Source organism: Fontibacter flavus (assembly GCF_042432905.1).
Lineage (GTDB): Bacteria > Bacteroidota > Bacteroidia > Cytophagales > Cyclobacteriaceae > Fontibacter > Fontibacter flavus.
This window is the reverse complement of sequence record NZ_JBHLWI010000073.1, coordinates 1-17,912: the sequence shown is the minus strand read 5'-3', so window position 1 is coordinate 17,912 and position 17,912 is coordinate 1. Positions and strand designations below refer to the sequence as shown.

The 17,912-nt window shown below is 42.1% G+C and carries 15 protein-coding genes; 12 read left to right on the top strand and 3 right to left on the bottom strand.

The window, feature by feature from the left end:
* Nucleotides 1-905 precede the first annotated feature (905 nt).
* Nucleotides 906-1,409, bottom strand: coding sequence for a winged helix-turn-helix domain-containing protein (locus tag ACFFIP_RS18020; protein WP_382389161.1), 504 nt, complete (start codon nt 1,407-1,409; stop codon nt 906-908).
* Nucleotides 1,410-1,555: 146 nt separating this feature from the next.
* Here ACFFIP_RS18020 and ACFFIP_RS18015 point away from each other — a divergent pair, with 146 nt between their 5' ends.
* Nucleotides 1,556-1,906, top strand: a complete 351-nt coding sequence (locus tag ACFFIP_RS18015; protein ID WP_382389160.1) for a four helix bundle protein — start codon at nt 1,556-1,558, stop codon at nt 1,904-1,906.
* A gap of 1,324 nt (nt 1,907-3,230) precedes the next feature.
* Here ACFFIP_RS18015 and ACFFIP_RS18010 read toward each other — a convergent pair.
* Together ACFFIP_RS18010 and ACFFIP_RS18005 are read right to left on the bottom strand one after the other, a co-directional pair.
* A complete protein-coding gene (locus ACFFIP_RS18010) occupies nt 3,231-3,854 on the bottom strand; it encodes a LysE family translocator (protein WP_382389159.1) in 624 nt (207 codons plus the stop codon).
* Nucleotides 3,851-5,401, bottom strand: coding sequence for a GH3 family acyl-acid amido synthetase (locus ACFFIP_RS18005; protein WP_382389158.1), 1,551 nt, complete (start codon nt 5,399-5,401; stop codon nt 3,851-3,853). Before ACFFIP_RS18005 ends, ACFFIP_RS18010 begins: the two co-directional genes overlap by 4 nt.
* A gap of 45 nt (nt 5,402-5,446) precedes the next feature.
* On the opposite strand from ACFFIP_RS18005, the gene ACFFIP_RS18000 reads away from it, so the two are divergent.
* From ACFFIP_RS18000 to lepB, 11 genes are all read left to right on the top strand, one after another.
* Entirely contained in the window at nt 5,447-6,121 is a 675-nt protein-coding gene (locus ACFFIP_RS18000; RefSeq protein WP_382389157.1) for a YggS family pyridoxal phosphate-dependent enzyme, read from the top strand.
* 1 nt (nt 6,122) lies between these two features.
* Nucleotides 6,123-6,506 carry a DUF423 domain-containing protein gene (locus tag ACFFIP_RS17995; protein WP_382389156.1) on the top strand — a complete coding sequence of 128 codons (384 nt, stop codon included), beginning with the start codon at nt 6,123-6,125 and terminating at the stop codon, nt 6,504-6,506.
* Complete coding sequence (locus ACFFIP_RS17990; RefSeq protein ID WP_382389155.1) at nt 6,503-7,801, top strand: D-alanyl-D-alanine carboxypeptidase; 1,299 nt, start codon at nt 6,503-6,505, stop codon at nt 7,799-7,801. The genes ACFFIP_RS17995 and ACFFIP_RS17990 overlap by 4 nt, the downstream gene beginning before the upstream one ends.
* A 985-nt stretch (nt 7,802-8,786) precedes the next feature.
* On the top strand, nt 8,787-10,406 hold the full coding sequence (gene pyrG / locus ACFFIP_RS17985) for a CTP synthase (protein WP_382389154.1): 1,620 nt from the start codon (nt 8,787-8,789) through the stop codon (nt 10,404-10,406).
* A 106-nt stretch (nt 10,407-10,512) separates the two neighbouring features.
* Complete coding sequence (gene yidC / locus ACFFIP_RS17980) at nt 10,513-12,318, top strand: membrane protein insertase YidC (protein WP_382389153.1); 1,806 nt, start codon at nt 10,513-10,515, stop codon at nt 12,316-12,318.
* Between the two features lie 152 nt (nt 12,319-12,470).
* A complete protein-coding gene (locus ACFFIP_RS17975; protein ID WP_382389152.1) occupies nt 12,471-13,154 on the top strand; it encodes a metal-dependent hydrolase in 684 nt (227 codons plus the stop codon).
* Nucleotides 13,155-13,162: 8 nt separating this feature from the next.
* Nucleotides 13,163-13,942 (top strand): ParA family protein, encoded by a 780-nt coding sequence (locus ACFFIP_RS17970; protein ID WP_382389150.1) that lies wholly within the window; start codon nt 13,163-13,165, stop codon nt 13,940-13,942.
* Between the two features lie 13 nt (nt 13,943-13,955).
* The gene (locus tag ACFFIP_RS17965) at nt 13,956-14,873 is read left to right on the top strand and encodes a ParB/RepB/Spo0J family partition protein (protein ID WP_382389148.1); all 918 of its coding nucleotides are present in this window, start codon (nt 13,956-13,958) and stop codon (nt 14,871-14,873) included.
* A gap of 50 nt (nt 14,874-14,923) precedes the next feature.
* Entirely contained in the window at nt 14,924-15,475 is a 552-nt protein-coding gene (locus ACFFIP_RS17960; protein WP_382389147.1) for a DUF5683 domain-containing protein, read from the top strand.
* A gap of 2 nt (nt 15,476-15,477) precedes the next feature.
* Nucleotides 15,478-16,200, top strand: a complete 723-nt coding sequence (dapB, locus tag ACFFIP_RS17955) for a 4-hydroxy-tetrahydrodipicolinate reductase (protein ID WP_382389146.1) — start codon at nt 15,478-15,480, stop codon at nt 16,198-16,200.
* Between the two features lie 14 nt (nt 16,201-16,214).
* Nucleotides 16,215-17,291: a signal peptidase I gene (lepB, locus tag ACFFIP_RS17950; RefSeq protein WP_382389145.1), complete on the top strand. Its 1,077-nt coding sequence runs from the start codon at nt 16,215-16,217 to the stop codon at nt 17,289-17,291.
* The last annotated feature ends 621 nt before the right edge of the window (nt 17,292-17,912 follow it).

Sequence of the window (17,912 nt, the reverse complement as noted above, 5' to 3'; positions counted from 1 at the left end):
TTCCCTATCCATAACCGTCATCCGGAACTTTAGAAAAGTTCAAACTTTTTCCTCCCGAAATTCTTCGGGACAAGTTTTTTACTTTTTCCTTGGCTCTTCAATCATCCTTAATTCAACATTCTCAACTCTTTTGCCTTTTTACTTTTGCCTTGGCTCTTCAATCCTTCTTAACTCAACATTCCAAACTCTTTTTCCTTTTTACTTTTGCCTTGGCTCTTCAATCATCCTTAATTCAACATTCTCAACCCTTTTGCCTTTTTACTTTTGCCTTGGCTCTTATATTTCCTTTCTTCATTTTTCACTCCTCATTCAACATTCTCAATTAATGGCCTCCAACCATCCCTCTGATATCCCGGCCTTTCAGGCCTATTTAATCGACTCAAAAACTCCCTTCCCTATCCATAACCGTCATCCGGAACTTTAGAAAAGTTCAAACTTTTTCCTCCCGAAATTCTTCGGGACAAGTTTTTTACTTTTTCCTTGGCTGTTCAATCATCCTTAATTCTACATTCTCCACCCTTTTGCCTTGGCTCTTAAATAACCTCCCACAAACCCGATCTCCCATACTTACCAAAGCTCCAACCCGACAACCCGACAACAATGACAACTTTTTCCCCTCATTCTTAATTCATCACTCTTCATTCTACATTCTCCACCCCCCCTTTTGCCTTTTTCCTTTTTACTTGGCTCTTAAATAACCTCCCACAAACCCGATCTCCCATACTTACCAAAGCTCCAACCCGACAACCCGACAACAATGACAACTTTTTCCCCTCATTCTTAATTCATCACTCTACATTCTACATTCTCCCCCCCCTTTTGCCTTTTGCCTTTTTACTTGGCTCTTAGTTTCCCCCTTAATACCTCAACTCCTTAATGGTTCAAAAAAAACAAGCCCAGCATCCTTAACCATAAACCAAAAACCCACTCACCTCCTCCGGGTCCTCTTCCAGCACCGTCACTTTCACTTTTCTGTGTACCTTTTCATAGGTCTTGTCCATCAAAAAATCCAGGTATTCCAAATCCAAGTCCCTTCCCACCAAAATCATCTCTATCGTCCCTGAATCAATGCCCTGCGCATAATCCCCCACGATATAGGCCTTCTCCACGTTGCCCATGCGCAGCACGATCTTTTCCATGAGTTCGTCCAAGCCCAGAAACTTGGACACCATATTCTTGATCTCCTGAAAAAACGGATGGGATTCATTGGCCCTGTACAGCTTGGTCTTCCCATTTTCTCCCGCCTTGAGCAGCCCCGCCTCGGTCAACCTGTTGAGTTCCACCCTCACCGAATTGGTCGATTCATCAAACTCCTTCGCCAAAGAACGCAGATATCCCGAATTGTTGTGCGAAAAAAACTTCAGCAACAATTTGATTCTGGTTTTGGAAGTGACGAGGGATTCGAGCAAATGAATGTGGAATTAAGAATTTTTAATTAGGAATGACTTTCAAACCTTTAATTGATTTATTTAAATAATCAAGAAAATTGGTTTTAAGTTAATCGGATAAAATGGGCTTTGTATTTTAATAAATTAATTTCTTTGCCTAAAAAGCCATGAAGAATATCATATTAGAAAAAACTACTGTTTTCGCGGATAAAATCCTTAATGTTTATTTTTACCTAAGAGAGCAAAAGCATTACAGGTTATCTGAACAGATCGTGGGTTCTGGAACCTCTATTGGAGCTAATGTCGTGGAAGGGCAAGCAGCCCAATCTAAAAATGACTTTATTAACAAATTCAGTATAGCTGCAAAAGAGGCTCGAGAAACTGCATTTTGGTTAAATCTTTTTGACAGAAAAGAATTGCTTAAAGATCACCCTGATTTTGAATACCTTTCTAAAGAGATCAAAGAAATCATTAAAATCATTGACTCAATCATCATTACCTCTAAGCAAAACAAGTAACTTGAATTGAAACTAGAATCCATTCTACATTTCATTCTTCATTTCTAATTTTTAATTCTTAACTCAACACGGCTTCGCCCTTTCAGTCCCATCCAAGACCTACCAAAAATCGAGTAAAAATCTTACTCATGAGTAACAAATTTACTCAGTGATATCTTTTTTGCAAGTCTAGAAAGGAAAAAGTTTAGGCATTTTGACACAAAGCAGAATTCCCTTCACCAAGCGCAATATTTCCAACATCAATCTACATTGGTTCGAGTCTCTATATTGGTTCAAGGAGACTTCAGATTTATCTCCCAAGAGGGAGACTTGGACCAAGCTAAGTTTTTTTCCCTCCCTACAACCTGGCTCTGGCCTAAAAATACCCACTGGGTATTGTCTTTACGGCCAGCCCTCTCCAGAAGCTGGACTATTCTATTTTCACTTTCCTCACTAAAACCGTAATCCAAAACCTTAGAAAAGTCTAAACTTTTGCCTTTTTACTTGGCTCTTTTTCCCACCCTACAACCTGGCCCCTCGCTAAATTAGTCCTCTGGACTAATTTTTAACGCTCGGTCCTACCCTGGGCTTTTACAGTACGCCCCCTTGGGGCTCTTTGGTACCCACCTAAATTTAGATTACCTAGCGCCAGCTGCTTAGCGTTCTTCCTCCGTCTTGTCCTAATTCATACGCCAGAATTATGTAAAAAAACCTCCCCATCCTTTCAATTTTCTTTGTGATCCTTAGTGGTCTTAGTGGTATTTAAAAAATCTCTGTGAGTCTCTGTGTCTTCTCTGTGTAACCCTGCCGGCTGCAGGCGGGTCTGTGTAATTCAAAAAAATTATCTGCGCCCTTCAGGCTCGTTTACCTTCGATAGAGATTTCCCCTAAACCGGGATGGCCTCCAACCATCCCTCTGATATCCCGGCCCTTCAGGCCTATTCAACTTGCTCAGAAATCTTTCCCATAACAAAACCGTCATCCGGAACTTTAGAAAAGTTCAAACTTTTGCCTCCCGAAATTCTTCGGGACAAGTTTTTTACTTTTGCCTTGGCTCTTCAATCATTCTTAATTCAACATTCCAAACCCTTTTGCCTCCCGAAATTCTTCGGGACAAGTTTTTTACTTTTTCCTTGGCTCTTCAATCATCCTTAATTCAACATTCCAAACCCTTTTGCCTTTTTACTTTTTCCTTGGCTCTTTATTTTCCTCCGTGTACCAAAAGCCAAGCGCAGCGTCTTTTTCCTTCCGAAATCCGACTTTTTACTTTTGCCTTTTTACTTGGCTCTTCAATCATTTTTCATTCTTAATTCAACATTCTCAACCCTTTTTACTTGGCTCTTTTTTCAAATCGAATACGCAAACCAAAACAACCTCATCCCAAAACCTACCAAAGCCAATCCCACCACCCTGTTCAATCCCAACATCACCCTCGGCGTCACAAACTTCTTCAACCTCTTGGCCACGTATGCCTTCAGTACATCCACCGAAAAAACCGTGACCAAAATTCCCCCATAATACACCGCCACATCCACCTTGTCAAATTCATCCTTAATCGTCACAAAACCCGCCACAGATATCCAAAACAACAACACAAAAGGATTGATCCCATTGATACTGAAACCTTTGATAAATCCCGTCCGCTTCTTTACATGGTACAATGGCAAACCTCCTGTACTAGGCCTGTCCTTTATCTTTTTGAAAAAGGAGGAAATACCAAAACCAATCAAAACACAACCACCTCCTATAGCCAGATAAAACTCAAAATTGGGAAATTGGGACAACAAACTGATCCCAAAATAGGTGATCACCACATAGATGAAATCACTCAGCAAAATCCCCAAGGCCAGCACCACAGCATACCGAAAACCGTTTTCAAGGCTGCTTTGGATCAAGGTAAAAAATACCGGGCCAACCATCGCTGACAACAGTAGCCCCATACTGACGCCTTCTACCAATGCCTGCGTCATACCTGAACACCATTTTCTTTTAAAAATGCCAACCACTGCTCCATTTTGTCCCCCTTCAAAACCCTCGGGAACTTGTTCTGCCCACCTTCCTTACCCTGCTCGCGCATCCAATCATAAAATAAGGATGGACTGAGTACCATACAGGAAACTCTTTTCAAAGCATGCTCCCGCTCCGTGATGTAATCATCATTGAGGCTTTTGAGATGGGAATCAATACGTGACATCAATTTCTCTGCATCCACCTGATCATCAGTACCCACAAACCACTGATGCATAAACAGCGAACCATAAGGCAATCCCAATACCGTGAATTCTTTGATATTCAGGTTCATCTCTTCTGACACCATTTCAATGGCCCTGTTCATATTGTCCATGGACAAATGCTCCCCACAAAGACTCAAAAAATGCTTGGTCCTACCGGTAATACAGATTTCTGACTCCTCCACAGAGGCAAAACGGATCACATCCCCAATCTGATACCGCCACGCTCCGGCACAGGTACTGATAAACAGCGCATAGTCCACCCCTTCCTCCACTTCATCGATATAGAGAAATTTGGGTTCATCTTTCAGCTCTCCGTTTTCATCAAAATTCTCATCATTGAAAGGAACAAATTCATGAAAAATGCCATTATTCAGCACCAAACGCATCGAACGCCGGTTGGGCAATGCCTGAAAAGCCAAAAATCCCTCTGATGCAAGATAGGTTTCCATATAAATCAAAGGTCTATCGAGCAGTTTCTCAAATCCCTTTTTGTAAGGTTCAAAACTCACCCCACCATGGACAAAAATGCTGAGGTTGGGCCAAAGGTCATGAATAGTCTTCAGCTCATAGCGCTCGATGATCTTTTCCAACAAAATCTGTAACCATGCCGGTACACCCACAATAATCCCTATATCCCATTTGGGAGCCATCTCTACAATCTGCTCCAGCTTCTCCCCCCAGTTTTTATTCTTGGAAATCTGCTTGCCGGGTTTATAAAAGCGCTGAAACCAAATCGGCAACCTTCCGGTCGTAATGCCACTCAGGTCTCCGGAAAAGAAAGTGCCATTAAACTCCAGGTCTGTACTTCCACCCAGCATCAGGATGCCTTTGGTAAAAAGCTTATCCGGCAGATCATATTTGGACAATGACAAAATCTGCCTCACCCCCGTCTTTCTGATGGCCTTCACCATATCCTTGGTAATGGGGATGTATTTGGAGGAAGCCCCAGAAGTCCCTGAGGTCAGGGCAAAATAGCGGATAGCGCCCGGCCAGGTGATGTTCTTCTCCCCTTCCTTCAGTTTATGCCACCATTCCTGATAAATCTTTTCATAATGATAGGTCGGCACCATGCTGCTAAAAGCCCTATAAAAATCCTTATTTGGCTTTTTAAACTCCTTTAAAATCAGATCGAAACGGTACTTTTTTCCAAATTCAGTATCTTTCGCCTGGATCAGTAATTTTTTTAACTCCTGCTTTTGAAGCTCCGCCGGACTACTGTATTCCTGATCCAAAGATTCCCTTAATCTGATACCTTTTTTTAGTAATGTACCCAATAACGCCATATCTTTGTTTGATTGATGAACCTGTCAATAATCAAAAATAAAGGAATGCGAATTAAAGAAAACCTAATTGCCGTAAAAAATACTTTTATCAACCCAGATTGTCTCCTCATTGCAGTCAGCAAAACCAAACCCATCTCGGATTTACAGGAAGCCTACGAGGCCGGAATCCGGGATTTTGGAGAAAACAAAGTGCAGGAAATGGTGGATAAACACGCCCAATTGCCTACAGATATCCGATGGCACATGATCGGCCACCTACAGCGCAACAAGGTGAAATACATCGCTCCATTTGTCCACCTGATCCATGGTGTGGATTCCTTACGCTTGCTGATTGAAATTGACAAACAGGCACAAAAATCGGAAAGGGTAATTCCATGTCTTCTGCAATTGCACATCGCTAAAGAAGAAAGTAAATTCGGTTTCAGCGAAGAAGAACTGGAGGAATTACTCAATTCAGAAGAACTCAAACAGCTCAACAATATCAAAATCACAGGTTTGATGGGAATGGCTACCTTCACCGAGAATCAAGAACTGATAAGGTCAGAGTTTGCCGGACTCAAAAGCCTATTTGATCAACTGAAAAACAGAAACCTACCCCCTAATGTTGAATTGAAAGAAATCTCCATGGGCATGAGCGGGGATTATCTGATTGCTCAGGAAGAAGGCAGTACCATGGTGAGGATAGGGACAGCCATTTTTGGGGAAAGAAATTACAATTAACATGAAAACTAGTTCTTATATACAGTTAGCAGGCATCCTGGGAGCATTGGCCGTGGGCATCGGGGCATTTGGCGCCCATGGCCTTGAACCGATTTTAGAAGCCAATGGAAGAACGGATACCTTTGAAACCGCCGTCAAATATCATTTTTACCATGCCTTGGCAATCCTTGCTGTGGCCATTTGGCTTCAGCTTCAACCTGAACGAAGCCTCCTTGCCAAAGCCATCTGGGCATGGCTGTTAGGAATTCTTATTTTTTCCGGTTCCTTATACATCCTTTCCCTGAGCGGAATAAGTTGGCTGGGAGCCGTCACGCCCTTGGGCGGCGTTGCCTTTATGGTAGGCTGGTTGATGTTGGTTTGGGCTGCAAAATCTCCAAAAGCATGAGTAAAAAGTACCTTTTCCTGATTGCAATCCTATTTCTGAGTTTAAGTTCTTTTGCCCAGGAAACAGAAATCCGAAACCGGTATGCGGAGCTCGATGAACTTTTGGGCGTCAATTCATTTTTCGACAACCACCTTACCGGCTTCATGTTATATGACCTCGACAGCCAATGGGTGATGTATGAGCGCAATAGCCACATGAATTTCATTCCGGCATCTACCACCAAGCTCCTGACTTTTTACGCCAGTTTGGTCGTCTTAAGGGATAGCACTGTCAGTTTTAGGTATGTCAATAACGGCGATGAAATCACCATCTGGGGATCCGGAGATCCTTCCTGGAAATACACGCCTCTGCCCCAACCCAAGCTGAAGGAATTTTTCAGTCCCTATAAAAAAGTCAACCTTTCCCTGGATAATTGGAAAGACACCTCCTTTGGTTATGGCTGGCAGTGGGATGATTATTACTACGCCTATTCTGCAGAGCGGTTTCCCTTGCCGGTATATGGCAATATCGTCACCTTCACCAATACCAATAAAATACCAGTCCCAAACATTCCCATGTTCAGGTCCATGGTGGTCAGGAGTGATAAAGAAATCAGGGGCGTTCAAAGGGATTTCAATTCCAACAGTTTTCATTACAATCCTTCCCTTTACGTCAACCCTTATGCCACCCTACCATTTATAACCACGCCTGATCTGATGGCCAAATTATTGGAAGAAAGTTTGGGCAAGCCTGTCACACTGACTAAAGGGAAGATTCCTGCCCATGCCAAAACATTCAAAGGCGGTACTTTAACGCCTTTGTGGAGAGAGATGCTCCAGGAAAGCGACAATTTTGTTTCTGAGCAGATCTTGCTGATGGTTTCAGACCAGCTTTTTGGAGAGCTTAATACAGAAAGGACCATTGAATATATCAAGAAGAATTATTTCTCCGATATGCCTGATTACCCGCAGTGGGTGGATGGTTCAGGGCTTTCCCGTCACAACTTGGTAACTCCTAGATCGATGGTTACCCTGATGACCAAATTAGACCAGTTGATGCCCAGAAGCCAGTTGATGCAGCTATTGCCACAGGGCGGTATCAATGGCACCATTAAAAACAATTACAAAGCCCCAAGACCTTATGTTTTTGCCAAAACCGGCACCATCAGTAATAACCATGCCCTGGTGGGATTGGTAAGGGGAAATTCAGGTAAGGTGTATGCCTTTGCTTTTATGAACAACAATTACCTCAACAAAGCCTCCGAGATCCGAAGAGAAATGGAAAAGGTGATGATCTATATCAAAGAGCATTTTTAACCAACCATTCCCCCGACCTCTGAGGTTTTAAAAACCTCGGAGGCCTTCTTCACTATTTGTAGGTTATCCTGCTTCTCCTGAAGCAGGACTCCCCTAATCTCAATCCGCACAAGAATTAGTGAAAATTCGAAAGCCTCGCGCCTAATTCATTTTTAGTGATGCATTGATCAGGAAATCACATCAAATTCCCTCAGCAGCGAAAATGTAGATTTAAAAATTTGTGAAATTCGTGTAATTCCTGCCTGCAGCAGGCAGGAGTGGTTATCATTTCAATTCGATCCACGGTTCCATATCGCCGGCGTATCCGGGATGGCCTCCGACCATCCCTCCGATATCCCGGCCCTTCAGGCCTATTCAATAGACTCAAAAACTCCCTTCCCTATCCATAACCGTCATCCTCAACTTTACCCAACACCTCCATTCTTCATTTTTCATTCATCACTCTACATTCTCAATTAATGGCCTGCAACCACCCCTTTAATATCCCGGCCTTTCAGGCCTATTCAACTTGCTCAGAAATCTTTCACATAACAAAACCGTCATCCGGAATTTTAGAAAAGTTCAAACTTTTGCCTCCCGAAATTCTTCGGGACAAGTTTTTTACTTTTTCCTTGGCTCTTTAATCATCCTTAATTCAACATTCTCAACCCTTTTGCCTTTTTACTTTTTCCTTGGCTCTTTATTTTCCTCCGTGTACCAAAAGCCAAGCGCAGCGTCTTTTTTCCTTCCGTAATCCCACTTTTTACTTTTTACTTTTGCCTTGGCTCTTATATTTCCATTCTTAATTTTTCATTCCTCATTCAACATTCTAAACCCTTTTGCCTTTTTACTTTTTACTTGGCTCTTTAAATCATTTTTCATTCAACATTCTACATCCCTTTCCCCTACATCAACTTTCATTGAAAAAATTCCTCCCCAAATCAAATATTTCCCGTACCTTTGAATCCCATAAGAATCAAAACAAATTTAGATCCTCTCCATTCTTATGGCATCATCCACCAAATACATCTTTATCACCGGAGGCGTGACCTCCTCCCTTGGAAAAGGCATCATTGCGGCTTCCCTGGCCAAACTCCTTCAAGCCAGAGGCTTTAGCGTCACCATCCAAAAATTCGATCCCTACCTCAACATTGATCCGGGAACTCTTAACCCTTACGAGCACGGGGAATGCTATGTCACAGAAGATGGAGCAGAAACCGACCTTGACCTCGGGCATTACGAAAGGTTCCTCAACACCCCAACTTCCCAGGCCAACAATGTCACCACTGGCAGGATCTACAACAATGTCATCACCAAAGAAAGAAAAGGTGAATACCTGGGAAAAACCGTACAGGTCATCCCACATATTACCGACGAAATCAAAAGGAATTTCTTCAAATTAGGTGAAGAAGGAAAATTCGATGTCATCATCACAGAGATTGGTGGTTGTGTAGGTGATATTGAATCACTGCCATTTATCGAAGCAGTAAGACAGGCAAAATGGGACTTGGGCGCCAATAACTTTTTGGTGGTACACCTTACCCTAATCCCCTACTTAGCAGCCGCAAAAGAACTCAAAACCAAACCTACCCAGCATTCTGTCAAGCAATTGTTGGAAGCAGGTATTCAGCCGGATATCCTGGTGTGCCGTACAGAACACCCGCTACCGATAGAAGTCAAGAAGAAGCTTTCTCTTTTCTGTAACGTACAGTTGAACTGCGTCATCGAAGCCATGGATGCAGAAACCATCTACGATGTGCCCCTCCTGATGAAGAAAGAAAAGCTCGATGAGCGGGTGATGAGCAAGCTGAAACTAAGTTCCAGAACCAATACAGATCTTGAGCAATGGAAAGATTTCCTAGGCAGACATAAAAACCCGACTTCTGAAGTCAATATCGGTCTGATCGGTAAATATGTATCCCTACCGGATGCTTACAAATCCATCATCGAAGCTTTTGTCCATGCCGGTGCTGCGGCAGAATGCAAGGTCAACCTAAGCCTGATTTCCTCCGAAGAACTTCATCCTGACAGTGTAGCCAAAAAACTTGAAAATCTGGACGGAATCCTGGTGGCACCAGGTTTTGGAGAAAGAGGCCTTGAAGGTAAAATAGAAACTGTTAAATTTGCCCGCGAAAATAATTTACCATTCTTCGGGATCTGCCTGGGAATGCAGGTGGCTGTCATCGAATTTGCCAGAAATGTGCTTGGGCTGGAAGGTGCAAACAGTACGGAAATGAACCCGAACACCCAGTTCCCAGTCATTGATTTGATGGATGAACAAAAAAATCTGGAGCAAATGGGCGGAACCATGAGATTAGGTTCGTATCCTTGTGAGCTCAAAAAAGGAAGTAAGGCCGCACATGCTTATGGCAAACTCAAAATTAATGAGCGTCATAGACACAGATATGAGTTTAACAACGAATACCTGGCAGCTATTGAAGAAAATGGATTGATCCCTTCTGGCATCAACCCGGATACCAAGCTTGTTGAAATTGTAGAACTGAAAAACCATCCTTGGTTCGTAGGTACACAGTTTCACCCGGAATATAAAAGTTCTGTCCTGAATCCACATCCATTATTTGTGAGGTTCATTACAGCAACAATTGAGAATAAAAAAGTAAAATAATATCTCGGCTCAATGATCCGGAGGTAACGCTTTGTAAGGAGGAATGTCATATTCCAAATTGCAAAGTGTTACCTTTGATTTTTCAAGAGCTCATAAAGTAAAGTATATGGATAGAAACCAAGCGGTAGGTTTGATGCTCTTTGCAGCAGTATTACTGGTGTACTCGATTTTCTTTGCAACGACACCTGAACCCCTTCCCGTGGAAGAAGTGAAGACGGAACAAGTGCAGACAGTTCAGGAAGAAACAGCACAGAGCCTGGAAGCAGCACCATCAGTAGAATCAGACAGTATTCAGGATATCATCGCTCAGAGACAATTTGGGGCCTTTGCAGCCATGACCAAAGGTACAGCTGAAGATGTCATTCTGGAAAATGATAAAATGATTGTGACCTTTTCTACAAAAGGTGCAGAAATCACCAAAGTAGAATTAAAGGAATATAAAACCTGGGATCAGAAACCATTGATCGTCTTGGATGAAAGCAGTTCAGACCTGAGCTATAACATCAAAACAGACAAAGGAGACTTCAGCCTAAACCAGTTTTTCTTCAACCCTACCCTTTCTACTACTGAGATTGATGGCGAAGAAGCCAGTATTTTAACCTTTACTGCACAATCTGGCAATGGCAGGATTACCAGGACCTACACCTTGAAAAACGGTGAGTTTGTATTGGCCAAAAACCTGGAGTTTGTCGGTCTGAATGCCAATCTTACTGATTCCAATGTGCAGATTCTTTGGGACGACAGGTTGCAAAGACAAGAAGAAGATATAGAAGAATCCCGTAGAAAAACCAATGTCAATTTCTTCACCGCCGCAGGTTCTCATGATGACCTGAGCCTGACTTCTTCTTCTGATGATGCTGAAGTCAAAGAACCTATTAAATGGGTCAGCTTCAGCCAAAGATTCTTTACCTCCGGTATCATTGCTGACAAAGCTTTCAGTTCAGCAGTATTGAACCAAGTAACGCCAGAGGACACCCTTTCCATCAAAAATATGAAAGCAAGTTTGGTACTGCCTTTGGAAAACGGCAAAGCAGACTTGAGTTATTATTTTGGCCCGAACAGCTACAAAGGCCTCAAAAAAGTAACTGAGGGTTTTGAGAAAAACGTGGACATGGGTTATGTCTTTGTGAGCTGGGTCAACAAATATATCATTGTCAACTTATTCGAGTTCCTTGAAAAATATTTCAACAATTACGGGATCATCATCATCCTGATCGTGTTGATCATCAAGTTGGCTTTGTTCCCATTGACTTATAAGTCTTACACAGGAATGGCCAAAATGAGGGTGATCAAACCTGAAATTGATGAACTGAAGGAAAAATATGGCGATGATCCAACCAAGATGCAGCAGGAGCAGATGAAGCTATTTGGCCAACTTGGTGTCAGCCCTATTTCAGGCTGTTTGCCGATGTTGTTCCAGATGCCGTTCCTGTTTGCCATGTTCTTCTTTTTTCCGAACGCCATCGAATTGCGTCAGGAATCATTCCTTTGGGCACATGACCTTTCTACTTATGATGCCTTTATCAGGTTACCGTTTACCATTCCTTTCTATGGGGCGCACGTCAGTTTGTTTACCTTGTTGATGACGGTTTCACAAATCGCCTATACACACTTCAACAATCAATTGACAGCGCAGACTGGCCCGATGAAAAACCTCGGATACATCATGCCGGTAATCTTCATGTTTGTATTGAACTCTTTCCCTGCTGCCCTGAGTTTCTACTACTTTGTTTCCAACATGGTGACCTTCGGTCAGCAGGCTTTGATCAAGTTATTTGTGGATGACACTAAGATCAGAGAGAAAATCGAAGAGAACAAAAAGAAAAACGTGAACAAAAAGAAATCCAAATTCCAGCAAAAACTGGAAGATGCGATGAAAGCAGCTGATGCCAACAAAAAGAAAAAAGATTAATGAGAGACCCTTCGGGGTCTCTTTTTTTGTGCTAGTATTTTCAAAATCAACACCTTAAAGCTATCCACATTCCGTTGTGGAAAACAATTAATTTTCGGACTGGATATAAATCATATATTTGTAGGCCAACAATTCCATTAAACAGAAAGGTCATGACTGAAATTACATATTATGGACATTCGTCCTTTTTGGTAAAGATCGGTGATAAACAGATCGTTTTTGACCCTTTTATCAGCCCAAATACTAAAGCATCCCATATTGATGTCTCAAAAATCAAAGCCGACTATGTGCTTTTAAGCCATGGACATGAAGACCATGTGGCCGATGCAGAGGCCATCGTCAAAAACAACAATGCGATGCTTGTCTCCAACTATGAAATCGCTGTTTGGTTTGCTGAAAAAGGAGTGGAAAAATATCATCCCATGAATCATGGAGGCAGCAAGATATTTGACTTTGGAAAAGTGAAATACGTAAATGCAGTCCATAGCAGCACCTTGCCAGACGGAGCCTCAGGGGGTAATCCGGGAGGTTTTGTCATCAAGCATGCCCATGGTTGCTTTTATTATGCAGGTGACACTGCGCTGACCTATGACATGAAACTGATCGGAGAAGAATTCAAAATCGATTTTGCCTTCTTGCCTATCGGGGATAATTTTACCATGGGCATCCATGACGCCATCAAAGCAGCAGACTTTGTGGGCACCAAAAAGATTGTTGCCATGCACTTCGACACATTTCCTTACATAGAAATTGATCTCGATGATGCAAAAAAAGCTGCGACAAAAGCAGGAAAAGAATTGATTTTACTTAATATTGGAGAATCTATTACCCTATAATTAATCAAATGGGAAAAGTAATTGCCATAGCCAATCAAAAAGGCGGTGTTGGAAAAACCACCACAGCGATGAATTTGGCTGCCAGTCTAGCTGTCTTGGAATTCAAAACGCTTGTGATCGACGCCGATCCACAGGCAAATACCACTTCAGGTTTGGGACATGATCCCAAAGAGATAGACACCAGCATCTATGAATGTATGGTTGATGGTACAGATATAGAATCGATCATCCTTAAGACGGAAATAGAAAATTTAGACCTGATTCCTTCCCATATCGACCTTGTCGGTGCTGAGGTTGAAATGATCAACCTGGACAATAGGGAAGAGAAAATGAAAGGAGTCATCGCCAAAATCAGACAAAATTATGATTTTGTGATCATCGACTGCTCCCCATCATTAGGTTTGATTACCATCAATGCCCTAACAGCAGCTGATTCTGTCATCATTCCTGTACAATGTGAGTATTTCGCCTTGGAAGGTCTGGGCAAATTATTGAATACGATTAAAATCATACAAACCAGGCTTAATCCTGAACTGGAAATAGAAGGCATACTTCTGACCATGTATGATGTAAGGCTACGCCTGAGCAATCAGGTAGTAGATGAGGTCAAAATGCACTTCAAAAACCTGGTATTTGAAACCATCATTCCCCGAAATGTACGATTGAGTGAATCTCCAAGTTTTGGCCTTCCGGTAATCGCATTCGATGCTGAAGGTAAAGGCGCAATGGCATACCTCAATCTTGCCAGCGAGATCGCCAGCAAAAACGGGAAGATGAAAGTTAACTGATTGAAAAAAAATTATGGCTGATAAAAAACCGACACCAAAGAAGGCTGCACTGGGAAGAGGATTGGGGGCTTTGTTGAAGGATTCACCTCAAAAAGAAAAGAACCAGGAGCTGCTCTCAGAACTTCCTAAAACAGGAATTTATGAAATAGCCCTGTCTGAAATTCAGGTCAACCCCTTTCAACCCAGAACCCATTTTGACAAAGAAGCACTTCAGGAACTCGCTGAATCCATCAGGGTTCAGGGGATTATTCAGCCTATTACGGTCAGAAAACTCGCTGATGGGGAATACCAACTGATTTCTGGTGAAAGACGTTTTCAGGCTTCCAAAATGGCCGGCCTCGAAAAAGTACCCGCCTACGTGAGAACAGCAAATGACCAGCAAATGCTGGAAATGGCCCTCATTGAAAACATTCAGCGTGAAAACCTCAATGCACTCGAAATTGCCCATTCTTATCAAAGATTGATGGCTGAGTGTAACCTCAAACAAGAAGAACTCGGTGAGCGTGTAGGGAAAAACAGGACTACTGTCAACAACTACATGCGTCTGCTCAAACTTCCACCTGATATTCAGGCAGGATTGAGGGACAACCTCATTTCCATGGGACATGCACGTGCCATCATCAATGTGGAAGATATTGACAAACAATTGGATATCTACAAAAGAACCATTGCTGAAGAACTCAGCGTTCGTAAAGTAGAAGCTTTGGTAAAAGCATTGAATGAAGGACCTGAAGAAAGATCTACCGAAAAAACCCAGGGTCTTGATCCAGTGAGAAAATATGAGATCGGAAAAATACAGCAAAGGCTTTCTTCCCACTTTGGTTCGAAAGTACAGCTAAAAGCAGACGGCAAAAATAAAGGCGAAATAAAAATCCCATTTGGCTCTGCTGATGATCTAAATAGAATTTTGGAAATCCTCGATATCATTTAAGATTGAATACGGCAATTCCCAATTCAACCCAAACGCAAAACAAAAAGGCAATGATCTATACAAGTATCATTGCTGTTTTTGTTTTATTGGCATTTTGCTCAAAAACTGCCTCGGGCCAGGTTATTGCTTCAGATACAGTAGAAATCTCATTGAATGATAAAGATATCAAAGACCCCAAAAAGGCCACTTTGCTTTCAGCAATCCTACCAGGTGCAGGACAGGTGTACAATAACAAAGCCTGGAAAGTACCAATCATCTATGGAGGATTTGCCACCAATATCTTCTTTATCCATTTCAATAACACTAGATATCAGGCCTTAAAGGAAGGTCTGCTCTTGTTTGATCAGAACGAAACCAATAATTTCCCGAACCTTAACAGGGATGGTTTGGTGAGACAGGTAAACTATTGGAGGAGAAACAGGGATTTGAATTATTTCCTTTTTGTAGGTATCTACGCACTCAATATCATAGATGCACAGGTAGATGCCCACCTTTCAGGATTTGATGTCAGCGAAGACCTGAGCTTCAGGTTCGAACCCAGCTTTGAAACCTTGACCGCAGGTGGTAACATCTTTGGATTATCTATGAAAATCACATTTTAAACATGAATATATTACTATTAGGCTATGGTAAAATGGGCAAAATTATCGGTGAAATAGCCGAATCCCGTGGCCACCAAATAGTCGGAAAAATCAATATTGACAATAGGGATGACCTGGATCAGCTTGACCCCAAAAACATCGATGTGGCGATTGAATTCAGCCAACCTGATGCAGCTGTGGAAAATATCAGTTGGGCGATCAACAGAAAAATCCCTGTAGTATCGGGAACCACAGGATGGTTGGATAAAAAACCGGCCATTGCGGCCCTGACCTTGGAAAAAGAAACTGCCTTTTTCTATGCCTCCAATTACAGCATCGGTGTAAACGTTTTCTTTAAAGTCAACAGGTTTCTGGCCTCTCTGATGAAAGATCAGACTGACTATAAAGTCAGTATGGAAGAAATCCACCATACAGAGAAAAAAGATGCCCCAAGCGGCACTGCCATCACCCTGGCTGAAGGGATCTTGGGTGAGATTGAACGTCTGAAGGAATGGAAACTGTCCGACGGAAAGCCCGAAAACGAACAATCCCTGTACATTTCTGCCAAGCGTATCGATCCTGCACCAGGTACCCATATTGTACGGTATCAGTCTGAAATAGACGATATTGAAATCAGCCATACCGCACATAGCCGCAAAGGTTTTGCCCTTGGCGCAGTTTTAGTGGCGGAATGGATAAAAGATAAAAAAGGTGTATTATCAATGGATGATTTCCTATCTTTCTAAAATTTTCTACCAAAATGACAGAAGAAAAAAAGAAAAAATCAGCAGTCCGCGAATGGGCTGACGCACTCATTTTTGCCGTAATAGCCGCATCTTTGATCCGGTGGTTGTTGTTAGAACCTTTTACCATTCCTACGGCTTCTATGGAAAAATCACTCTTGGTAGGTGATTTCCTTTTTGTGAGTAAAATGCATTATGGCACAAGAATTCCGAGAACTCCTCTTCAGATTCCTTTGACCCATCAAAAAATCTGGGGTACTAACGCCAACTCCTATGTAGATTGGATACAATTGCCATATATGAGACTTCCCGGTTTTACCAAAGTCAAAAGAAATGATGTGGTAGTCTTCAACTACCCGGCAGAGTATGAATTCCCCGTTGATCTCAAAACCAACTACATCAAAAGGGCTGTTGCAATTCCCGGAGATGAGATTGAGATTGTAGGGACTCAGGTATTTATCAATGGTGAACCTGGATACAAACCGGAAGAGATGCAATATTCCTATGATGTGATGACAGACAGGAACCTTAGCGCTGACTTTTTCAGTGATTATGGCATCAATCCGGAAAGCTTCATGCCTTTTTCTAATGGCTCAGGCTACATGGTGATGGCAACAGAGGAAAGTATTGATAGATTAAGAAAATCCCCTGCAGTAGGATCTGTTACCATGAGAGTGGAAAGACAGGACTTAGGTGATCCGAGGGTTTTTCCTGATGGGGCATACTTCGGTTGGAACAAAGACAATATGGGGCCATTGACCATCCCAGCTGAAGGTTGGACCATAGAAATGGATCCTGACAATATTGCTAAATATGCTTTCACCATCGAAAAATATGAAGGTCATGAAAATGTGGAAGTGAGGGACAATGAACTCTATATCGATGGTCAAAAAGTAACTAGCTACACATTTAAACAGGATTACTACTTCATGATGGGTGACAACAGGCACGATTCGCTGGACTCCAGGTATTGGGGATTTGTTCCGGAAGACCATATCGTGGGCAAAGCTTGGTTCCTATGGCTGTCCTTGGACAAACACAAGTCCATGTTCAACAAAATCCGTTGGAGCAGATTCTTCAACAGCATTAATTAATCCACAACCAACCATAATTGTAAGGCCGTCCCTGAATAATCAGGGATGGCCTTTTTGCTTTATATTGCCATATTTTACTCCTTATCGGGATGGTCTAATCAATTGACTCAAAAAATCTTCCCCATAACAAAACCGTCATCCGAAACTTTAGAAAAGTTCAAACTTTTGCCTTTTTACTTTTTACTTGGCTCTTCAATCCTTCTTAATTCAACATTCTCAACCCTTTTGCCTTTTCACTTTTTACTTGGCTCTTTATTTTCCTCCGTGTAACAAAAGCCAAGCGCAGCGTCTTTTTTCCTTCCGTAATCCCACTTTTTCCTTTTGCCTTTTTACTTGGCTCTTCAATCCTTCTTAATTCTACATTCTCAACCCTTTTGCCTTTTTACTTTTTCCTTGGCTCTTAAATTCCACTCATCACTCTACATTTTTCATTCATCATTTTTCATTCTAAATCCCCTTCCCGGGACGGCCTACAACCATCCCTCTGATATCCCGGCCCTTCAGTCCTAATCAAATAGCTTAAAAATCTTCCCCATAACAAAACCGTCATCCGAAACTTTAGAAAAGTTCAAACTTTTGCCTTTTTACTTTTTACTTGGCTCTTCAATCCTTCTTAATTCA